General features: G+C 46.1%; 20 protein-coding genes. 10 read left to right on the top strand and 10 right to left on the bottom strand.

What is annotated here, in order from left to right; all coding sequences use genetic code 11:
- Positions 1-227: 227 nt before the first annotated feature.
- Positions 228-536, bottom strand: coding sequence for a BolA family protein (locus AACV20_RS03830; protein WP_026027643.1), 309 nt, complete (start codon positions 534-536; stop codon positions 228-230).
- Positions 537-697: 161 nt separating this feature from the next.
- Here AACV20_RS03830 and AACV20_RS03825 point away from each other — a divergent pair, with 161 nt between their 5' ends.
- The 4 genes from AACV20_RS03825 to AACV20_RS03810 all read left to right on the top strand — a co-directional run bounded on the left by AACV20_RS03825 (position 698) and on the right by AACV20_RS03810 (position 4,442).
- The gene (locus tag AACV20_RS03825) at positions 698-1,828 is read left to right on the top strand and encodes a methyltransferase (RefSeq protein ID WP_170906915.1); all 1,131 of its coding nucleotides are present in this window, start codon (positions 698-700) and stop codon (positions 1,826-1,828) included.
- Between the two features lie 24 nt (positions 1,829-1,852).
- Complete coding sequence (locus tag AACV20_RS03820; RefSeq protein WP_026027920.1) at positions 1,853-2,422, top strand: YajG family lipoprotein; 570 nt, start codon at positions 1,853-1,855, stop codon at positions 2,420-2,422.
- Positions 2,422-2,967, top strand: coding sequence for a peptidylprolyl isomerase (locus AACV20_RS03815; RefSeq protein ID WP_013856167.1), 546 nt, complete (start codon positions 2,422-2,424; stop codon positions 2,965-2,967). Before AACV20_RS03820 ends, AACV20_RS03815 begins: the two co-directional genes overlap by 1 nt.
- Positions 2,968-3,050: 83 nt before the next feature.
- Positions 3,051-4,442, top strand: a complete 1,392-nt coding sequence (locus tag AACV20_RS03810) for an AmpG family muropeptide MFS transporter (RefSeq protein ID WP_026029152.1) — start codon at positions 3,051-3,053, stop codon at positions 4,440-4,442.
- A 55-nt stretch (positions 4,443-4,497) separates the two neighbouring features.
- On the opposite strand, the gene AACV20_RS03805 is transcribed toward AACV20_RS03810, so the two are convergent.
- The 3 genes from AACV20_RS03805 to AACV20_RS03795 form a co-directional block, all read right to left on the bottom strand.
- Positions 4,498-5,181, bottom strand: a complete 684-nt coding sequence (locus AACV20_RS03805; protein WP_170906914.1) for a ChrR family anti-sigma-E factor — start codon at positions 5,179-5,181, stop codon at positions 4,498-4,500.
- The gene (locus tag AACV20_RS03800) at positions 5,178-5,780 is read right to left on the bottom strand and encodes an RNA polymerase sigma factor (RefSeq protein WP_013856164.1); all 603 of its coding nucleotides are present in this window, start codon (positions 5,778-5,780) and stop codon (positions 5,178-5,180) included. Before AACV20_RS03800 ends, AACV20_RS03805 begins: the two co-directional genes overlap by 4 nt.
- A gap of 162 nt (positions 5,781-5,942) precedes the next feature.
- Complete coding sequence (locus AACV20_RS03795; protein ID WP_026029151.1) at positions 5,943-6,518, bottom strand: LON peptidase substrate-binding domain-containing protein; 576 nt, start codon at positions 6,516-6,518, stop codon at positions 5,943-5,945.
- Positions 6,519-6,846: 328 nt separating this feature from the next.
- On the opposite strand from AACV20_RS03795, the gene AACV20_RS03790 reads away from it, so the two are divergent.
- From AACV20_RS03790 to csdA, 4 genes are all read left to right on the top strand, one after another.
- Positions 6,847-7,635 (top strand): nucleoside-specific channel-forming Tsx family protein, encoded by a 789-nt coding sequence (locus AACV20_RS03790; protein WP_064625829.1) that lies wholly within the window; start codon positions 6,847-6,849, stop codon positions 7,633-7,635.
- 103 nt (positions 7,636-7,738) lie between these two features.
- Positions 7,739-8,629 (top strand): 2-dehydropantoate 2-reductase, encoded by an 891-nt coding sequence (panE, locus tag AACV20_RS03785; RefSeq protein WP_170906913.1) that lies wholly within the window; start codon positions 7,739-7,741, stop codon positions 8,627-8,629.
- Entirely contained in the window at positions 8,626-9,225 is a 600-nt protein-coding gene (locus AACV20_RS03780) for a DJ-1 family glyoxalase III (protein WP_013856160.1), read from the top strand. Before panE ends, AACV20_RS03780 begins: the two co-directional genes overlap by 4 nt.
- Positions 9,225-10,436, top strand: coding sequence for a cysteine desulfurase CsdA (csdA, locus tag AACV20_RS03775; protein WP_094129781.1), 1,212 nt, complete (start codon positions 9,225-9,227; stop codon positions 10,434-10,436). Before AACV20_RS03780 ends, csdA begins: the two co-directional genes overlap by 1 nt.
- A 34-nt stretch (positions 10,437-10,470) precedes the next feature.
- Here csdA and csdE read toward each other — a convergent pair whose 3' ends face one another.
- The 4 genes from csdE to AACV20_RS03755 form a co-directional block, all read right to left on the bottom strand.
- A complete protein-coding gene (csdE, locus tag AACV20_RS03770; protein WP_170906912.1) occupies positions 10,471-10,902 on the bottom strand; it encodes a cysteine desulfurase sulfur acceptor subunit CsdE in 432 nt (143 codons plus the stop codon).
- A 5-nt stretch (positions 10,903-10,907) separates the two neighbouring features.
- Positions 10,908-11,717, bottom strand: coding sequence for a tRNA cyclic N6-threonylcarbamoyladenosine(37) synthase TcdA (tcdA, locus tag AACV20_RS03765; RefSeq protein ID WP_170906911.1), 810 nt, complete (start codon positions 11,715-11,717; stop codon positions 10,908-10,910).
- A gap of 90 nt (positions 11,718-11,807) precedes the next feature.
- Positions 11,808-12,911: a murein transglycosylase A gene (gene mltA, locus AACV20_RS03760; RefSeq protein WP_170906910.1), complete on the bottom strand. Its 1,104-nt coding sequence runs from the start codon at positions 12,909-12,911 to the stop codon at positions 11,808-11,810.
- Between the two features lie 69 nt (positions 12,912-12,980).
- Positions 12,981-13,448 (bottom strand): DUF2850 domain-containing protein, encoded by a 468-nt coding sequence (locus tag AACV20_RS03755; RefSeq protein WP_017046570.1) that lies wholly within the window; start codon positions 13,446-13,448, stop codon positions 12,981-12,983.
- A gap of 151 nt (positions 13,449-13,599) precedes the next feature.
- Between AACV20_RS03755 and argA the strand changes: the two genes are divergently transcribed.
- The gene (argA, locus tag AACV20_RS03750; RefSeq protein ID WP_026027647.1) at positions 13,600-14,937 is read left to right on the top strand and encodes an amino-acid N-acetyltransferase; all 1,338 of its coding nucleotides are present in this window, start codon (positions 13,600-13,602) and stop codon (positions 14,935-14,937) included.
- Between the two features lie 257 nt (positions 14,938-15,194).
- Positions 15,195-15,374, top strand: coding sequence for a hypothetical protein (locus AACV20_RS03745; RefSeq protein WP_013856153.1), 180 nt, complete (start codon positions 15,195-15,197; stop codon positions 15,372-15,374).
- A gap of 114 nt (positions 15,375-15,488) precedes the next feature.
- Here the strand turns inward: AACV20_RS03745 and recD are convergent, their stop codons facing one another.
- Positions 15,489-17,615: an exodeoxyribonuclease V subunit alpha gene (recD, locus tag AACV20_RS03740; protein ID WP_170906909.1), complete on the bottom strand. Its 2,127-nt coding sequence runs from the start codon at positions 17,613-17,615 to the stop codon at positions 15,489-15,491.
- Positions 17,612-21,229 carry an exodeoxyribonuclease V subunit beta gene (gene recB, locus AACV20_RS03735; protein ID WP_371319554.1) on the bottom strand — a complete coding sequence of 1,206 codons (3,618 nt, stop codon included), beginning with the start codon at positions 21,227-21,229 and terminating at the stop codon, positions 17,612-17,614. The genes recD and recB overlap by 4 nt, the downstream gene beginning before the upstream one ends.
- Positions 21,230-21,385 lie beyond the last annotated feature (156 nt).

Below are 21,385 nucleotides of genomic sequence, written 5' to 3'. Positions count from 1 at the left end.
AAGTCGTTTTATTTGGAAGGATTTGAATCATAAAGGCTAGCGAATAGTCATAACTTTGAAGCATCGCACAAATAACCTATTCCTTACCCCTTATGAGTATTTATTTTTATTCACTACCTAAAACAATTTCTCTCAACTTGTTCATCTCGTCAATTTGTTTAAATACTGTTAACATTCCGCTCAAAAACAGAACAAGAGAACGGCATATTCAGACGGTTCTGAACGAGTTATTTTCCACCGCCCATACACATAGGACTATCAGGTACGCCACTAATTTGCGCCTGCCACTCTTGTGGTGTGTAGGTATGAATCGAGAGTGCATGAATGTGGTTCGCTAACTCTTCTGCCAACACTTGGTTAACCTGTCGGTGACGGCCAATCAAACGCATTCCTTCAAAACTGTCACTCACCACAATGACTTTAAAATGGCTTTCCGATCCTGAAGGCACATTGTGCATGTAGCTTTCATTTTCGACTTTCAAATAATCAGGGTGAAATGCTTGATGCAATTTTTGTTCGATTATGGGTTGGATCATACCGTTGCCTTTCTTCCTCAAATAAGAGCATGAGAACATATACGAGTGTAAAGAGATTTAAGTTTAACTAGCCTTATAGAATAGCGAAAGGTTTTGGTTCCTTGTTTCTACGCCATTTGAGACAATGCATCCGTAATTCTCACTACGACCTATAAAAAATTATGAAAACAGAGTTGGCACTGCATGATCGAACGTTGAGCTTGCACCGTTTCCCACATCGTTCAAACGAAACATTACAAGCTTGGGATGCGGGCGATGAATATGTGATTAATCATATTGAAGCGTTGAATTTAGCAATAGGCAAACGCATCCTTATTTTAAACGATCACTTTGGCGCTCTATCGTGTTGGTTTGCAGATAAGCACCACGTCACCATGATGAGCGACTCTTTTATTTCGCAACAAGGTACGTTAAACAATCTTCAGCGCAATCAGTGCCGCAACGTGCAATTGCTCTCAACAATGGATGCCATCCCTGAATCGGTCGATCTGGTGCTTTTTCAATTGCCCAAGAGCAATCGCCACTTGGTTTGGCAATTAAGCCAACTCCGTCAGTCCCTTGCCCAAGATTGCCCTGTGATAGCGGTCAACAAAGCGAAAGAGATCCACACATCAACCTTAAACTTATTTGAAAAGTATTTAGGTTCAACAAGCACTTCTCTTGCATGGAAAAAACACCGCCTCGTTTTTTCAGCACCGAACGTATCACCGATTGAAACGGTGGAACCCATAACTGAATGGGCCGTAGAAAGCGAATCCATCCGTCTAATAAACCTGCCGAATGTCTACTCAGGTGAGAGATTGGATCTCGGCGCACGCTTTTTTCTACAGCATCTTCCACAAGATCCTAAGTTACAGCACATCATCGACCTTGGATGCGGCAACGGGGTGTTATCAATCAAGGTGGGCCAACTCAATCCTCAAGTACGAATGACCTGCGTTGATGAAAGCTTGATGGCCATCGAGTCTGCAAAGCTAAATTTGCTGGAGAATTTAGGAGAAGATCGCAATATTCAATGCATTGCGAATAACTGCTTAGATGGTTTTCAACAAGAGAGTAGCTGTTTAGTATTGTGTAACCCACCATTCCATCAACAACAAGCTATCACGGATCACATTGCTTGGCAGATGTTCTGTGATGCAAAGCATGTTCTTAAAAAAGGGGGACGATTATTAGTGATCGGCAATCGCCACCTCGGCTACGATGTAAAACTAGCAAGATTATTTGGCCAAGGGCAGGTAAAAACTGTCGCGACCAACCATAAATTTGTTATCTTACAAGCAACTAAATAGGCAAGGATAAGAAAGGAAATGACCATGAAAAAACTGGTTCTCGCAGCCTCAATCGCATTACTCACCGCTTGTGCCGCACCTCAGCAACAGCAAATCAACTTTATGCCTACTGCAACGACCAGCAAAAATACGGTCGTCAACAATAAAGCCTTTACTCTGGTTAGCAAAGATGTTCGATCGGCGCAATATGTGGCTTTAGTGGATAGTGGCCGCTCTAATATTGAGCCAATTCATGCCAAACAAAATGTTCGCATTGCGGTTGAGAATGCGTTGGCAGAACAATTTAGCTCTCAAGGCTATCGCTTAACAGTGAACAGCGAAAACAATGTCACCGTTGAAATTGCAGAAGCACTAGTGACGGTAAAACACAGCGTCATGTCGAATGAAATGGATGGCAGTGTCACGCTTGAAATCACCGCGGAAACACCAAAAGGCAAATTGGTGAAAACGTTCAACGGAACGGCAAAACGTTCCGGTACACTCAGCGCTTCAAATGATGAGATTGAAATGGTGCTCAACGATGTCATGAACTTGGTACTTAAAGAAATTGCCAATGACAGCGAACTTAATGGTTATTTACAGGAGCGCTTTTAATGTTACGTTCTCTCGTTACGACATTAGCGCTCGTCAGTTGCACTGCGTTTTCGGCGCCCAACGTCCTAATTGAGACGAACTTAGGGTCATTTACTGTTGAACTTAATACAGAGAAAGCGCCAACGACTGTCGCAAACTTCGTAAAATATGTTGAAGATGGCAGTTATGTTGGCAGCCAGTTCCACCGCGTTATCCCAGGGTTTATGGCACAAGGCGGCGGATTTGATGCGGATTTAAAACAACTCACCACTTACGCTCCCATCAAAAATGAAGCGAGCAATGGGTTGACCAATGACACCGCGACGATCGCAATGGCCCGTACCAATGATCCTAACTCAGCTACTCGCCAATTCTTTATTAACTTGGTCGATAATGATTTTCTCAACTACAACGCTCGCCCACCGGGTTATGCAGTCTTTGGTAAAGTCACGCAAGGGTTTGATGTTGTGCAAAAAATGGCTCAACAGCCGACCAGCACGAAAGGGCGAATGCAAGACGTCCCCATCGAACCAATCGTTATTACGAATGTCACACTAGAACAATAACCATACCAACGCCGATTTATCGGCGTTTGATTTTATTGGGTCGCCTTTCGACCTAAGCTGCTTTACTGACAAGGATTCGCTGTATGCCATCAACCTCCTCCTCTCTCACTTGGATGGAAACTATCCGTAGCTATCTTGATAAACGCCTATTGTGGGTATTTATGATGGGATGTTCGAGCGGTTTTCCGTGGGTTTTGATTGGTTCAAATATGTCAGGATGGCTAAAAGATGCAGGCTTAACCACCGCTGCAATTGGTTATTTTGGTAGTGTCTTCGCAGTTTACGCGATTAATTTTCTATGGGCCCCATTGGTGGATCGCGTCAAATTACCCATTCTGACGCCATTATTAGGTCAACGCCGCAGTTGGGTATTTTTGTGCCAATCGATCATTTTGATCTGTACGTTGCTGATTGCGGGTGTCAATCCAGCCCAAAATTTGATGTTTACCTCAATGCTTGCCTTGGGCATTGCGATCGCTTCTGCCACTCAAGATATCGCGATTGATGCTTTTCGTATCGATACTTTCCCCAAATCACAAGCCAATAAGCTGCCACAAGCCTCCGCCATGGCCATCATGGGGTGGTGGACTGGATATTCTCTGCCGGGCTATCTCGCTTTTGTAAACGCCGATAGTATCGGTTGGAATGCCGTTTATTATGGCATGGCACTCTGTGTCGGGCTGTTAATGCTTTTCACGCTCTTGGTGGGCGAACCAAAAACACATCGCGAAGCGCTACAGCATCAAGCGGAGCTGCGACACAATCAGGTAGTTGGTTCGAAAGTCGTCGCGTGGTTCACCGTTACCGTAATCGAACCATTTCTCGATTTCTTCAAACGCAATGGCGCGCAAGTAGCACTAACCCTGCTGTTGTTTGTCTTTTTATTCAAGATTGGCGAAGCTTTTCTTGGCCGAATGTCGATTCCATTTTACAAAGAAATTGGCTTTAGCAACGAACAAATTGGTCACTACTCGAAGTTAATTGGTTGGGGAGCAACCCTATTCTTCACTTTGATTGGCAGTATGTTTAACGTGCGATTTGGTATTGTTCGCGGCTTGATGATTGGTGGCATCGCGATGTCTGCCAGTAATTTGATGTTTTCGTGGATCGCTCAAGTTGGCCCTAATGAGCATCTGTTCTTGGCGACCATAATTGTCGATAACTTTACCACTGCGTTTTCCACCGTGGCCTTTGTTTCGTTTCTTACTGTGTTAACAGGGCAGGCATTTTCAGCAACGCAATATGCGCTATTGGCCTCTCTAGGAAACTTTGGCCGCACCACGTTGGCCTCTTTTAGCGGAGAGCTGGTCGACTATCTCAATAATTGGTCACTGTTCTTTATTATTACTGCACTGATGGTAGTACCAAGCCTTATAATGCTCTACTCACTGCGCCATTATTTTGCTGATTTACTGCAAAAAGCTCGGCAGAGAGACATCGATGATATTGCCAAGCAAGGCATTGATAAGCGTTAGATGAAAAAAAGGTCGTACAATACGACCTTTTTTAATTTGATGTGCCCGCTATAGACTACGGATAGAGACCTTTACCAAATAAGTTAAACACTCTCGCAACACCTTGCGTAAACAGCATCGGCTCAGTTAGCACCGTTAAGCATAAACAATCTTCATCCACTTTGGTAAAAGGGCTGTGTTTAATACTCGCATCTCTTTGAATGAAATCACCCACTTTATAATGCCCATCTTCATCACTGAAGCCACCATGGAGCACCAAGGTCGACTCAACCCCTTTGTGTGTATGCTGAGGGATCTGCACGTTGTGATTGATGTACATCAGGTTCATGCGAGAGTCTTCAGCAATATCTAGATGGGCACTAAAAACTTTACCACCATAGCTGCGCCACTCGCCTTTGAAGCGAATGAGTTGGCTCAGCGTACTAGGCAGCATCACAACGCGATCATTGACTTTAATTTCTATCGACTCAGGCTTACGCAAGGTCGATGGGTGTAGAGTATCCAGCGCCGTGATCGTTTCAAACATCTGGTTTAAATGATCATCATTAGAAGCGGCCATTCTTTGTTGCGGTAACGATTGACTCAACAATGCTTCGGCGGCCCGAGTTTCTAAGTATTGAACCTGTTGACGACACTGAGTACAGAGTTCAAGGTGAGTGGCAATCATAATGCCATGCGCCGCATCAATTGAACCATTGGCATACTGCTGCAGTACTTCGTTGCTTGGATGGTGGCTCATAATTGCTCCGCTTGAATAGAATGTCTAAGTTTTTCAACGGCTAGTCGTAAACGCGATTTGACAGTACCGAGAGGAATATTGAACATCTCCGCAACCTGCTGCTGGGGCAGTTCTTCAAGATACACCGCCTTCACGATGGCTTGCTGAGCTTCAGGCAACAACGCCACAAACTTTAATATTTGCTCTTTTAACATGTCATGTTCAGGACAATAATGTTCAACCAAATCAGGTGGGCAGTAGTCAGTTGGCCAAATATCATCGGCATAAACATGTAACTCTCGTCCGCGCTGCTTACGCAGCAGATCAAAACACAAATTGCGTGCAATCGTGTAAACCCACGTCGAAAGCGAACTTTTTCGGTTATCGAATAGGTGAGATTTCTGCCACACCGTGGTCATGGTTTCTTGCACCATTTCTAACGCCACTTGCTCACTGCCTACATGCTTAAACGCAAACTGTTGTAAGCGAGGAGAGAAATAACGAAACACTAAGGCAAACGCCTGCTTATCACGTTGCTTGACACGTTCCATGCATTCAGCCCAGTCTTGCTTGGTGTAGCTTGGGCTTAGCGACACACTATGCTGAGAATCACTGCTCATGCTGCGCTCTTCCTTTAGGAGTAACCGTTGTTATTGGCATACAGTAGCCATAAACCTTTATACGTGAGTAATGCATACATCGATCACTCGTCGTATTCTTTTTTATACAAAGCCACTACTACAGAGCGACTTCTCGTTTAAGTTTACTGCACGCTTTCAAAGTTAGTGTGAGACTTCGATTACCTGCAATAAAAAGTCAACCGCACTGTGCGCGTCATCCTGCCTCATTAAATCATCAAATTGTTGAATCGAGATAGGGAGCAGTTCTAGCCATCGCTGCGCCACCCAACTGGCATCATCAAAAAAACAGTGCGAATAGAGCTCGCCAAGCTGAGGGAATTGTTGATAAACCGCTTGTAGCTGGTGGCTTAAATACCATTCGTGAGGTTCTAAATCTCTTACTGGCCAACTGGGCAATGACGTGACCTGAGCAACTCGCAGGCCATCAAATTCGCTCACTACTGACTCTATTTTAAAGCGCTCCATTCCCATCACGGTTAATCCTAACATCCCATTGTCGAGCGCTTCAAAATCAACAATCTTAACCAACATCCCAAATTTAGATAACTGATTTGCTTTATTGCCTTTTTTGTTATCAATCAAACAAATCCCAAATGTAGAGTCAGACTGGCTGGATTGAGTGACCATCCTCTTATACCTTGATTCAAAGATCCGTAGCTTCATTTTCCCTTCTGGTAAAACGATTGAAGCTAAAGGAAACAGCATCAATTTCTTCATCATTCATCACTCTTCATCATGCCCGTCAATAAATACGTTGAAGATTACAAAACGATCACTAACTAAAAATGTTGGTTTATCGATTTGCATAAAACAATACTAAAGCAAACGTTTAAGTGACTAAAATCACATTAAAGATGCAAGCGAACGAAATATTAATTTAGTTCCGCGCAAATATTCATTAACGTGACCGCAGTCACTAAGTTTGTTCACTTTTGCATTCGCAATCACTTTTAATTGAGATTTTTATCGTTATTATTCGGGCCAATTGAACGCACATCAGAAATATACGTGTGCTGAATTATGACAAACATAGAGAGTCCCCCTTATGCGTAAATCACTTCTAGCTCTAGGCCTAATGGCTGCAACTTCTGCTCCAGTTATGGCCGCTGACTATTCAGATGGCGACATCCATAAAAACGATTACAAATGGATGCAATTTAACCTAATGGCTGCAATCGATGAATTACCAGGTGAGTCATCGCATGATTACTTAGAGATGGAATTTGGCGGCCGCTCAGGGATTTTTGATCTGTACGGTTACGTTGATATCTTTAACCTGCTAAGCAACCCAAGCAGTGACAAAGAAGGTAAAGAAAAAATCTTTATGAAATTTGCACCTCGTATGTCACTAGATGCACTTACAGGTAAAGATTTGTCTTTCGGGCCAGTGCAAGAGTTGTATGTCTCTACGCTAATGGAATGGGGTGGTAACTCTGGCGTTAACACTCAAAAAGTGGGCCTTGGCTCTGATGTGAATGTGCCTTGGCTCGGTAAAGTAGGTTTAAACCTGTACGGTACTTACGATTCAAATAAGAAAGATTGGAATGGTTTCCAAATCTCAACCAACTGGTTCAAGCCTTTCTACTTCTTTGAAAACGGCTCATTTATCTCTTACCAAGGTTACATCGATTACCAATTTGGTATGGAAACAGGTAAAGGATACGCAACATCTAGCGATGGCGGTGCTATGTTTAACGGTATCTACTGGCACTCAGACCGCTTTGCTGTGGGTTACGGTCTAAAAGGTTACAAAGATATCTACGGTATCAAAGATACTGATGCCTTCAAGTCAACTGGCTTTGGTCACTACCTAGCTGTGACTTACAAGTTCTAATCGAACCTAAGTTTTGGCTAAATGGCGCTCTCGAGCGCCATTTTTATTGCTTTCCATTTCTACCTCATTATCCTTGGCGCAAAGTCAACAATGGAGAGGTTTTATGAATATCGTCGTGCTTGGGCCAGGCGCAGTTGGGTTGCTTTGGGCGACAAAGCTGCATGCTGCTGGACACCGCGTTTCATTATGGGGCAGACAATCTCAATCTTCACTTTCCATTGCTTTAGATAAACAGGCGTCTATTACCCTGCCATGCAATGATCACAGCGCGCTCTGCCATGCCGATCTCTTACTGATTACCGTTAAGTCTTGGCAAGTCGAGCAAGCGCTCACTCCGCTGCTGAATACACTCAATCGTGACACCATTTTGCTATTTATGCACAACGGCATGGGCGCGCTTGATTCGATGCAGGATCAACTGAATGACTTTCCTATTGTGCTTTCAACCACCACGCACGGTGCACTCAAGCCCTCAATGAACCAAGTGTTGCATACTGGCAAAGGCGTAACTCAATTAGGGGCTTACAACGCCCAAGGCAAGCAGTGTCAATTTCTAGTGGATGTACTTCAGCATGCATTGCCAGACGTAATGTGGAATAACACGATTGAAGAAGCACTATGGCATAAGCTTGCAATTAACTGCGCGATTAACCCGCTCACCGCATTAGAGCAATGTCGCAATGGTGAGTTAGCCGATGAACGCTTCCAACGGCCGCTGGAAAATATTGTTGCAGAAGTCGCCGATGTCATGAGCGCTGAAGGCTTTGCGATCACTCAATCATCACTGCTTGCTAAGGTTAAGCAGGTGATTCAAGCCACAGCAGAGAATTATTCGTCAATGCATCAAGATATTTTCTATCAACGTAAGACTGAGATAGACTTTATTACGGGCTATTTACTGAAGAAAGCAGAGCAACATCAGCTCGTAACACCAGAAAATAGTAAGCTATATCACGCCATTCAACAGATAGAACACCGCTGGAAAAGCCAATGAGTAAACGAATTTTAGTCCCGATAGCAACGGGCTGTGAAGAGATGGAAGCGATCACCGTGATTGATATGATGGTCAGAGCTGGCTATCAAGTCGTGGTTGCCAGTGCTAATCTCGACGGGCAATTGATGATGAAAGCCTCACGCGGAGTGACATTAACCGCAGACTGTAAACTGCTGGATGTGATCGATGAAGAGTTTGACGTGATTGCGCTGCCCGGTGGCGTTGGAGGCGCTGAGATCTTTCGTGACAATCCAGTGCTAATCGAAATGCTCAAGCAACAGCATAACCATGGTCGATGGTTGGCGGCTATTTGTGCCACGCCAGCCTTAGTTTTGCAACATCATCAGCTTTTCCCGCAAGCGATCATGACAGGGCACCCAGCTTTTCGCGATCATATCCCCACTGATTTATGGCGGGATCAACGCGTAACCATCGATACAAACCATCAATTAATCACCAGCCAAGGGCCGGGAACAGCACTTGAGTTCGCGATGGAGATCATCATATCACTCTCAGGTAAAGCACACGCATGGTCAGTTGCACAACCAATGGTGACACTGGCAGCATTGAATTATCACGAGTTAGGTGAGCAATAATGTTTGACGTGCAGACCATTCGCGACCAATTCCCCGCGCTCAATCAAGCCGTGGATGGCGAAACTCTGATTTATCTAGACAGCGCCGCTACCACGCAAAAGCCGCAAGTGGTGATAGATGCCATTAGCCATTACTACAGTACGCAAAATGCCAATGTACATCGTGGTAGCCATCGCTTAACAGCAAAAGCGACCAGCGATTTTGAAGCGGCGCGTGACACTATGGCTCAATTTATTGGCGCATCATCTCGTAAAGAGATTATTTGGACTCGCGGAGCGACCGAAGCGATCAACCTGATCGCGCAGACTTACGCACGTAATACATTGCAAGCCGGTGATGAGATTCTGGTCAGCGAAATGGAACACCACGCCAATATAGTGCCTTGGCAAATCGTCGCGGCTCAAACCGGAGCAAGCGTCGTCAAAGTCCCCATCACGCCAGAGTGCCACTTTGATCTTGAGGCTTTTCAAGCACGATTATCGAATAAAACCAAAATTGTCGCCCTAGCCCATACCACCAACGTGACGGGCACGCGCCAACCGATTGAAACCGTGATTAAACTGGCGCACCAAGTCGGCGCTGTGGTCGTGATTGATGGCGCGCAAGGAATTGTGCATGAAACCGTCAATGTGCGCGAACTCGATGCCGACTTTTATCTCTTTTCTGGGCACAAGCTTTACGCTCCCGCTGGCATTGGCGTTCTGTACGGAAAATTAGCGCTGCTTGAAACAATGCCTCCATGGCATGGCGGCGGCAAGATGGTAGAAAAAGTGTCGTTTGAAGGTACAACATTTGCCGAACTGCCGGGGAAATTTGAAGCAGGTACACCGAATGTCGCAGGGGCGATAGCCCTTGCCAAAGCAATCGAATGGTTACAAAACTGCAATCGGACGGCCGTAGAAACTCACCTGCATAGATTGCAAGCACGCACTTATCAAGCTCTGCAACAGCTCGATGATATTCGCGTGATCGGCTATCAACCGAATGCCAGTATTCTCAGTTTTGTGATGGATGGCGTTCATCATCAAGACATAGCCACCTTACTCGATCAGCAAGGCATCGCGGTTCGCTCTGGCCATCACTGCGCTCACCCATTAATGGATGCACTCGGGTTAACTGGCACAGTGAGAATTTCGTTTGGTATTTACAATACCGAACAAGAGGTTGAACAGTTGATCGCCGCCATCACTAAAGCGGTTGATATGCTGTAATAACTCCCCCCTTTCATCAAAAGGGGGGAGATGCTCAGCTTGGATCGATATTTTTTATCTTATCGACAATAGCTTTAAGGCCATTACCACGTGAAGGACTTAAATGGGCAATCAAGCCTATTTTTTCAAAATAAGCATCCACATCAAACGCTTGAATTTGTGCGTAGGTCTTGCCGTTGTACGCAGCAAGGACTAAAGCAATTAAACCACGCACAATCCGCGCATCCGAATCGGCACAGAAAGACCATATTTCTTGATACTCCTGCCCCACTAACCATACTTGACTCTCGCAGCCTGCAACACTGACTTGCTGCGATTTCAAAGCATCAGGCATCGTGGGCAATAACTTCCCCCACTGGATCACTTGTCGATAGCGATCTTCCCAGCCAGTAAAATTTTGCATGGTCGCCACAATGTCATCAGCGCTAATCTCACGACCAAAGGGGGAGGCAGGAAAAGGAGTCATTAACGTTACACCTTATGTTTCTGAATTAACTTTTCAACAATGCGCGCTACGGCAACAAAACCAAAGGTTGCGGTAACAACCGTCGCAGCGCCAAATCCGCTGGCGCAATCCATCCGCTTTGGCCCTTCTGCGGTTGATTTCACCGCGCACACACTGCCATCGGCTTGCGGATATTTGAGCTGCTCTGTCGAGAACACGCAATCAATACCAAACTTACGCGCAGGGTTTACAGGGAAATTATGGCGATGACGAAGCGTATCTTTGAGTTTTTTTGCCAATGGGTCTTGAATCGTTTTAGTTAAATCCGCGACCTTGATTTGAATTGGGTCAACTTGACCACCCGCACCACCGACGGTAATCACTTTAATTTTATTGCTACGGCAATAAGCCAGTAGTGAAGCTTTCGCTTTCAAACTGTCTATCGCATCAAGCACGTAATCGAACGTTTGACTCAAATAGCGGTGCTGGTTATCTGGCGTGATAAAGTCATCAATTAAGTGCACCACACACTCAGGGTTGATGAGCTTGACCCGCTCGGCCATCACTTCAATCTTACTTTGCCCAACCGTACCGCTCATCGCATGGATTTGACGGTTGATGTTGGTGACGCACACATCGTCCATATCAATCAGCGTTAACTCGCCAATGCCGGTGCGCGCTAATGCTTCGACTGCCCACGAGCCAACGCCACCGATACCAATCACACACACATGCGCAGCACGCAGTATTTCAACCTCACGATTTCCATAAAGGCGACGAGTGCCTCCGAAGCGTTGGTTGTAGCTATCTGAAGCGGGGGTATCGAGTTCACGCATAATTAAAAGTCCGATTGAAAGCGATAGAAAAATAAAGAGTGCGATTTATACGCACTCTTTATTTAAAAGTCTAGGTCGAAACCTGTGTCACTATTGTAGCTTTTCAGGCGGCAATGCCCAAGGTGCTTGTGTGGCTGAGTTTTCTAACCCCAGTTTCCAAACGCGACCAAAATGCTTGTAATGCCCTGCTTCCGTTCCGGCGCGCTCGCCCATGCCATGGTACAGATCGAGGTGGTTATCTTTTACCGCGCCGCCCGTATCTAGCACAATCAACATTCTCAACTGATGAGCGCCACTCCATGTACCATCGGCATTGAGCAGCGGCACTTCTGCTAAAATAGGTGTGCCCATTGGAAAGATGGAACGATCTCCGGCCACCGATGCCATCGGCAGGAGTGGAATACCGGCAGAGCCAGTGACGGGGGCTGCCGCTTTGGGCGCAAAAAAGACATAGGAAGGATTTTGCTCTAGCAGCTCTCTTACCGTCGGTTCATCATTGACTAGCACCCATTCCTTGATCGCTTTGAGTGACATTTTCTCTCGTGTCACTTCACCTCGTTCAATCAAGACTTTGCCAATACTGATGTAGGCTTTGTTATTCTTACCCGCGTAAGCGAAGTACTCAAGCGTATCGTCATCTTCAAAATGCACAAAACCACTGCCTTGCACTTCCATGATGAAAGGGTCAATCAGGTTAGCCGCATAACCTAACTCAAGCCCTTTTTCAGCTAACGCACCATCATAAATTTGCGCACGCGTTGGGCAATCGGCCGAACATTCAGGCAAACCAAATACGGGATATTTGAATATTTCATCCGGTTGATGGCGAAGCTCCATCACCGGAGAAAAATAGCCAGTGAAAAGCACATTACCTTTTTTATCGCCACCACCAAGCTGCGCCGCTTGTATTCCAAAATTCGCCAAATCTTGTGGATCACCACTTTGCAAAATCCATTCACTGATCTGTTGATACAAAGGTTGATAAATCGCTGCCATCGACGCCGAGCGAGTCACCACTTGTTCGCTCTGTTTGGAAAATTGCGTAAAGTCACGTGGCGTATTGGACTGCACCGTGTCTACTTTGTTGAGCGCTTTAGAGAAATCACCATCCAAATATTGCTGAGCACGGTCGGTCGGTTGCGCACAACCAAACAGCAGCAGTACTGCCGCAAGAGGAAAAATTTGCTTAATCACAGAAGTTATCCGTTATTTGAGTTGCTAAAAGCATGACAAACTCGCGCCTAAACCGCAATCAGCGAATTGTTAACGGAGGTTTTTTTGGTATTTTCCTGACAATCGGAAGGTTGGATTGTAGTGCGACGACGACATTTGCGTCATTTCAGTATTGCTATCATCACGCATTTTGTAACGATAGCTCGTATTACCAATTTGGTATTCTAAAAAATGACCATCAAACTCAAATGAAGTGGTGAGTACTCGGCCACTACTGATCACGCCTGCTTTCCCCAATTCAATTCGTTTGGCTGAATAAGGGGCAACATACTGCTCAACCCAAACCCCATACACCTCATCCTTTGGCGAAAAATAGTTTTCCAACCGAGTAAAGAGATCACCGTATAGCGACGCTACGGAAAGCAAGCCAATCATCACAACCAGCATCAAGCCTCGTTCAATGTACTTACGTCTTCGCAAGTTTGTGAACTGAGGCGTAGCCGTAAGGCCTACGTTTTTTGTCATTTTCATGCGACTCAACTCGTTGGTTTTGGCCATATTTCGCCTTTATTGGCAAGCAGTCTAACGTGTCCTAAATCAGAGATAAAATCGGCGATTGAATAATTGCACCAAACTCAAAAAACCACTTGCCGACACGTGAATAAAAAGTCATTATTTGAACATATTTAAACACCAAGGTGCTCTCAGAGTGAAAATTCGCAGTACAGCTCTCGTTAAAGGATTTAGACAATCTGCTCCCTATGTTAACGCTCACCGTGGTAAAACCATGGTGATCATGCTCGGCGGTGAAGCGATTGCCGATAAAAATTTCGCTAATATCATCAGCGATCTCGCACTGCTGCATAGCCTTGGTGTCAAAATTGTTTTGGTGCACGGTGCTCGCCCACAAATCAATCAAATTCTGGCGACACATCATTGCTCCACTCCTTATCACAAAGGCATTCGGGTCACTGATGAGGAAGCGCTCAGCTTAGTCATGCAAGCCGCGGGGCAGCTCCAACTCGCTATCACAGCACGCCTTTCAATGAGCTTAAATAACACGCCAATGGCTGGTACTCAGCTCAATATCGTTAGTGGTAATTTTGTTATCTCTCAACCATTAGGTATAGATGATGGTGTCGATTATTGCCACAGTGGCCGCATTCGCCGTATTGATATTGAAGGCATCAACCGTATGCTTGACCAAGGTTCGATCGTGCTACTGGGGCCTATTGCGAGTTCCGTCACTGGCGAATGTTTTAATTTGCTCTCTGAAGAAGTAGCCACACAAGTCGCAATACGCCTAAAAGCAGATAAGCTGATCGGTTTTTGCTCAGAGCAAGGCATTATCGATGAGCAAGGCAACGCGATTGCTGAACTGTTTCCATCTGATGTTGAACGGATAATGCAGCGTATTGAAGCAGATACCGACCAAGTTCAGGATAATAGCTCAGGTACCTCACGCTTTCTGCGAGCCGCCGTTTCAGCGTGCCGCGCAGGCGTGCCACGTAGTCACTTAGTCAGTTACAAACAAGATGGTGCTTTGATCCAAGAGTTGTTCTCTTTTGACGGGATCGGCACTCAGATTGTCATGGCAAGTGCCGAACAAGTCCGTCAGGCACAGATCGATGATATCGGCGGAATTTTCGATTTAATCCGCCCGTTAGAAGAACAAGGAATATTAGTACGGCGTTCACGTGAGCAGTTAGAGCAAGAGATCCACAAATTCACGATTATTGATAAAGATGGCTTATTGATTGGTTGCGCCGCGCTTTACCCTTACCCAGAAGAGGGCATGGCAGAAATGGCGTGTGTCGCTATTCACCAGGAGTATCGGGACGGCAACCGCGGTTTATTGTTACTCAATCACATGAAGCAACAAGCAAAATCGATGCGTTTAGATCGCCTCTTTGTTTTGACAACGCACAGTTTGCATTGGTTTAGAGAACAAGGTTTTTATGAAGTCGGTGTGGAATCGTTACCGATAACTAAACAGAGTTTGTACAACTATCAACGCCGTTCAAAAATTTTAGTACTGACGCTCTAACGTCAGGATATTGTATTTATTCGTTAAGTTATAGTGAATAGTTTATCTTTGATCAAGTGCAAACGTTTTCATTATTTTGTATACAAAATAAGCGCTTTATTTAACTTAATATTATGTGTAGAATCCGCCGACATCATTAATGATGTACATTTAATGAACAACACAGGAACTTGGCTTTATACCGATTGGTCAGATACCAGTGGGTCGGCTTGCACGGATTGCTTTTACTACGACACGTACTTAAGAGCAAAAATTCTATGAAAACTGTTATTTGTAACTCACTTCAAAGCTTTTGGGATATGGCTGATAACCAATTCCTTGAAGGCCAACATGTGCATTGCGTATTTCCCGTTAACGACAAGCTACGAGTCTTTATACTCAGCTCGCAAGATCGTTATAAAATCAGAAACATCTCTTTTACTCATGCTTTCGCATAGCAGCACACCAAATCAGTAATTGAGCTTCCCCCAAACAACGGAATGAATTGAACATACCATGTAAATTTCAAACTGTGTGGGGACAGCTCAAACTCGTTTATTCCAGTTGCTGATTTACGCTAGTCTCTTGTCTAATCTCGTAACTAAGCCGCTGGCTCGCTGCGTTTTTATCTTGAGCCCTCGTTTCATCGTTCCCATGTCAGCAAAAAGCATCAGCTGCTTCTTGGCGCGCGTAATGCCAGTATAGATAAGCTCTCTGGTCAATATCGGGCTAAAATCAGGCGGTAAAATCATCAGCGTTAGATCAAACTCACTGCCTTGTGATTTATGGATGGTCATCGCATAGGCTGTTTCGTGCTCTGGTACGCGGCTTGGTAAAATGGCTTTCACGCTACCATCTGGCAGCTCAAAATACACTTTCAAACGCGGTTCTTGCTCGCTCGTATCAAGCATGCATATGCCGATATCACCATTATACAAACCCAGCCCATGATCATTACGCGCCACCATCACGGGTCGGCCGTGATACCAAATCTCATCTTGAGTCTTAATCAACTTACGTGCGACCAGCGCACGTTCAATACGTTGATTCAAACCACTTACCCCAAAATCCCCTTCACGAATAGCGCAAAGCAAACGGCATTGATTAAAGCAATCCAATACAGCTTTGGCTTTTTGGGCTTGAGTTTCCGAAGCGTCAGCACCAGAATTCTCGATGCGCGTGAGATAACGACCATACTCCTTGACTAAGGTTTTCAGCATTAGGTTATAGCTTTCACTGCTGAGTGAGTGGTGCGTAATATCAGCATAATTACGTTTTAACACCTCATCCACCATAGCCACCTGCCCAGCATTAATCGCTTTTGCTAATTGACCAATGCCTGATCGGACATCAAAGCGGTAGCTTTTTTGCAGCATGCATAAGCTGTCTGAAATCGGGGTTGCGTTAGGGTGTGAATGAGCAATCAGTGTTTGATGGCCTGTTAACTTAGCTAGGTACTCGCTGTGCGTTCGGCTGTAGCCTAAGGTCAAAAATGAACAAATGTCCCCCAGCACAGCGCCCGCTTCGACTGACGCAAGTTGGTCTTTATCACCCAGTAAAATCAAGCGCGCGTGTTTGGGTAATGCCTCGATTAACTTGACCATCATCGGTAAATCGACCATCGATGCTTCATCAACCACCAATATATCCAAATGCAGCGGGTTACGCTGATGGTGACGAAACTCAACACTGTTAGGTATGACGCCCAATAAACGGTGAAGAGTGCTCGACTCGGTGGGAATCGCCGCTTTCAACGCCGGCTCAACCGCCAGTTCAGCCACCGCTTTACCGATCGATTCCGTTAAACGTGCCGCAGCTTTACCCGTTGGTGCGACCAATTTAATGGTGGGCGTCTCACCTTGCTGTTGGGCTTGGGTAATCAAAGCGGCTAGTAATTTGGTAACCGTGGTGGTTTTACCGGTTCCCGGCCCGCCAGAAATGACGGCAAAGCGGCGTGTCAGTGCCACTGCCGCTGCGACTTTTTGCCAGTTGATGCAAACGCTTTGCGGGATCAGCGTCTCTAATACTTCGAGTTCTTTCGCCGTACGTGCTTGGCTAATGACTTGATCAATCTCATTCCAATCAAGTTCATCGGCGTTGACCACATCCAGAAAATCACACACTTGTTGCTGGCGTACTGATGCATTTGCTGCCTCTGGCAATTGGTGAAGCGCATGGAGCAGAAAGTGGTATTGACGCGCAAACAGTGTATCGAGCAGCAATTTTAGCTTTTGGACATCAGTAGGCTTTAGGCTCATGGGTGTCCCAAAGCTGATTAAACGCTGTGCTAAGGTAACTTCATAATGCCAATAACGGTGTAGGTATAAACGTTGCCCATCAAACATTAAAGGCACCGCTTCCCCTTGTTGTCCGACTAAGTCTGAACGGTTGAGTAGCCAAGGCCAATCAATCGCCAATAGGTGCTGATTGACCGCCAATGCTGCCTCACCAAACAAGCCTAACTTAGCTGCGAGGTCGACACCCTGCGCCGTTGAAGCGTCCACTAAAGGTAAGCAGATATGCCCCTTGGCCAATTCAGCACTGACCACCGCGGCAATAAATCCGAGCGCTTGGCTATGTTCAGCGCCAAGTTGCTGCTGGCTTTTTTGTTCGATAAAACGCGCGAATTGGTAATCTAACTGACGCATAGCGCCTTTTTCCGCTAACTGCTTAAGCGTTGTCATTAGCGTACTGCTCATAAATCTAACTCCATTTGCCCCGCATCGGTCGCGCGAGTATCTACGGTTTCTCCATCAATCAATCTGTCCATCTCATCAAGCAGTTCAAAACTCGGTTTGGTTGAGAAAATCCCATGCTCAGACTCGCCATCCATGCCGCGTAAAAAGAGATAATAGACTCCGCCAAAATGGCGATGGTAGTTATAGTTTGCTAGACGACTGCGTAAGAATCGATGCAGCGCCAATGCGTAGAGTTGATATTGTAAATCATAGCGATGCTCTGCCATCGCCGCTTTCAAACGATCGCCATGATAGGCGCTCACATCATCCCCCAAATGATTCGACTTCCAGTCCAGCACGTAATACTTTCCTTGATGCTCAAACAGCAAATCAATAAAGCCCTTCAGCATGCCCTGCACAGTGTAAAAACCAAGATCTCCGGCTTTGGCCGACAGTGGATCATGGCGTTGAATGACACGGTTCAATGCTGGGGCGCTCAGTACTTCTATCGGTAATAGAAATTCCATTTCAACCAAGCGCTGAGTGGCGGTTTTTTGGTTCAAACGCAACGTTTTACCATCTAAAGGTGTCTGTAACACGGTATCGACCAGCGTTTGTAACACTGGTAACCATTCAATATCGATTTGTTCTCGCACCAGTAAATCCAGTATCACTTTTTGGTTAGCATCGCTGCTAGCAGGCTCAGTAAACTCAACCTCTTCAAAGAGAGAATGCAAAAAAGTACCGGGCGTTGCACCGCGTGGAAAAGTGAAAATGGAACGTTCAGGTTCAACCAGTAAAGCTTCCGCTTGCTCATCAACAGAGTCGATATCAAAGCCTGAGACTTCTAAACTCGCGTCGTGGCTAGCGTGTTTCACACCTTGTTTTACCAACCCAGAATAGCTGGTCATTCGCCAAAAACGGTCAATCTGCGCTTGCAGTGTTTTGGCACTCAATACCGGCGTCTCGACGCTCAACGCTTTAAACGGCTCTGGTTGCTCGGCTGGTGGCTCAGAAACACGAATGTATTGATTAGATTGAGCGTGCAACGCAGCGTTAAGATCGGCAATGCCTGCGGCTTGACCATTTTGCAGCAGATAGCCAATGGCACTTAAATGTACACCGGTTGGCTCTTTGGTGGAGCGGCCATTACGCAGCGGCGCAATGCCGATAAAACAGCCATACACAGCACGAGTCAGCGCTACATAAATCAAGCGCAGATCTTCCGCAAGCCGCTCTTTATCTGCTTGCTTGAGAGAAGCTTCACTGGCGGTAATATCCAGCACAGTTTCCTCATTCACGGCATCATGATATTTGCCTTCACTTGCCTCTCGATAGCTGACCACAAACGGCAGAAACACTAAGTCGTATTCCAAACCTTTCGATTTGTGAATAGTGACGATCTGCACCAAGTTGCGTTCGGATTCCAAACGTTGAATTTGATCATCACGGCCCCCTAGGCCATGCTCGGCGTCACTGATAGCTTGTGCCAGCCAACGCAGCAAACCGTGATCGCTATCAATCTCTTGTCGCGCTTGCTGTAGTAGCTCACCGATGTGCATAAAATCGGTCAGTGAGCGCTCACCTTGCGGCTCTTCCAACCAACGTTCAGCGACGTGACGTTTACTCATCACACTGCGCAACATAGGAAGCACGCCGCGCTCAAGCCACAATTGGCGATATTGTTTAAATTCGTTAACCGCGTTTTCCCATACCGATTCGTCGTTGTTTAAATCATCCAAGCTGGCAGCATCTAACGCGAAAAGTGGTGAGGCCAAACAGGCCCGCAAGGCGCGATCATGTTCAGGAGTCAGTACCGCTTGCAATAGACGCTGTACATCTTGTGCTACCTCGCTGCTAAAAACACTATCGCGGTTCGAGAGATAAACACTAGCAATGCCTTGCGTGGCGAGCGCCTCTTTCACCATACGACCTTCATTACCCGTCCGTACTAAGACTGCGATGTCACCAGCTTGCACGCTCTTTTGCCCTTTAGCAGTATCAAAGTACGCTTGTTGATGCTGCGCGGCGCTCAAAATACTCTGAATTTGGCTGGCGCACGCTTTGGCCATGCATTGCAGGTATTCGCCTTTTGGCAACGGGCTGTCTTGCGTTTCTTGCAGCCAATAGGTGAGCGCTGGTTGCACGGTTCCGTTAAGCCACCATTGACGCTGCTGCGCATTTGGACTGGCTTCAACGGGTAAAAAGGGAATGTCTTGGTCGTAGATAAAAGCACTATCAGGCGTACTAAAAATCTGATTGACGGCATTGACCATATTCGCGCTAGAACGCCAGTTGGTCCCCAAGGTGTAGTGTGCGCTCACCTGTTTACGCGCTTTGATGTAGGTAAAAATGTCTGCACCACGAAACGCGTAAATCGCTTGCTTTGGGTCGCCAATCATAAACAAACCGCATTCAGCCTTAGGCAGATAAATACGGCTAAAAATACTGTATTGCAGCGGATCGGTATCTTGGAATTCATCGATCATCGCAACGGGGTAAAGGCTGCGAATCCGCTCAGTCAGTATGCCCAGCTCATCATTATCTATCGCGGCAGAAAGCTGAGTGAGCAAATCATCAAACGATAACCACTGCTTTTGTGCTTTCGCTTTGGCAAGCATGGCTCGGCAATGAGTAATAGCGTGCGCCAGCAGCGGCGCTTCTAAGCTGATGGGTTGTTGCAAAAAGAGCTCAATGGTCGTGAACAGCGCATGTTGCGGGGGTTGACCTTTTTTCGACTTAGCCTCCAACGCGCTTTGTGCAAACTCTTGTAATTCGCTCGGTAGGTTCAATTCATGCTGTGGGTTGTTCGCCCACAACGCTAACCCTTCTAGCCGTTTCAGCAACGCTTTCTTGGTTGCTGCATGCAAATCTGAAGCTTCAATGCATGGCGGTAAATCATCGCATGAATCAAGCCACTGCTTTTTTAGCGACTCTATGCGTGACAGACACGATTGATAAAGCGCACTTAAATCGCCACTCATCGCTTCAACAGAGAGCGTTAGCGCCGAGCCAGTTAAATAGCCACTGATTTTTTCAAGCAGCGCCGCTGGTGATGACCATAAACGGCGCACTTCCGCAGCAAGCTGAATCGACAACGGATAGAACTGACGACGCCAATAATCCGCGACCACTTGCGCTTTTAGATGACTTTCATCGGTCACAAATTCGTTATTAAAACGGCTGCCCGATTCAAACGCATTTTGGGTGAGCATACGCTGGCAAAAGCCGTGAATGGTATAGACTGCCGCTTCATCCATCTGCCGTTCCGCTTGCAGTAATATTTGCGCCGCTTGCTTGTGATGACTGGTTTGATCAAGTAGCGGTTTGATAACAGGGTCATCACTGAAACCGCGCGAAAAAGCGATACGCGCCTCATGAATGCGCCGCCGAATACGGTCGCGAAGCTCAGCAGTGGCAGCTTCAGTAAAGGTAACCACTAGAATTTGATCGACCGTCAGTGGCACTTGATGACGTGACTTTGCATCACCATGCCCAAGTAACAGGCGTAAATACAAACCTGCAATGGTGAAGGTTTTACCTGTGCCCGCCGACGCTTCGATAAGCCTTGCACCGTGCAGCGGGAACGTAAGGGTATTTAATGGTGTTGTGACCGTAGCCGGGGTCATACTCATAAACAGTTAGCCTTTGAATACGCAAGCGAATGTGATCGCGCTTGAATAATGGTATGAATAATCAAAATAAGTTTATAAATTAATACGTTGTGAGATCTTTCTCACGGTTCGCCAAACGGGCAGCCTTTACTATCCGCGCCACGTGTTTCGTAAATC

The organism is Vibrio sp. B4-6, from assembly GCF_963888245.1.
GTDB classification, from domain to species: Bacteria; Pseudomonadota; Gammaproteobacteria; order Enterobacterales; family Vibrionaceae; genus Vibrio; species Vibrio anguillarum.
Note: the sequence above shows the minus strand (reverse complement) of the source record. Positions and strands in the feature narration are given on the sequence as shown.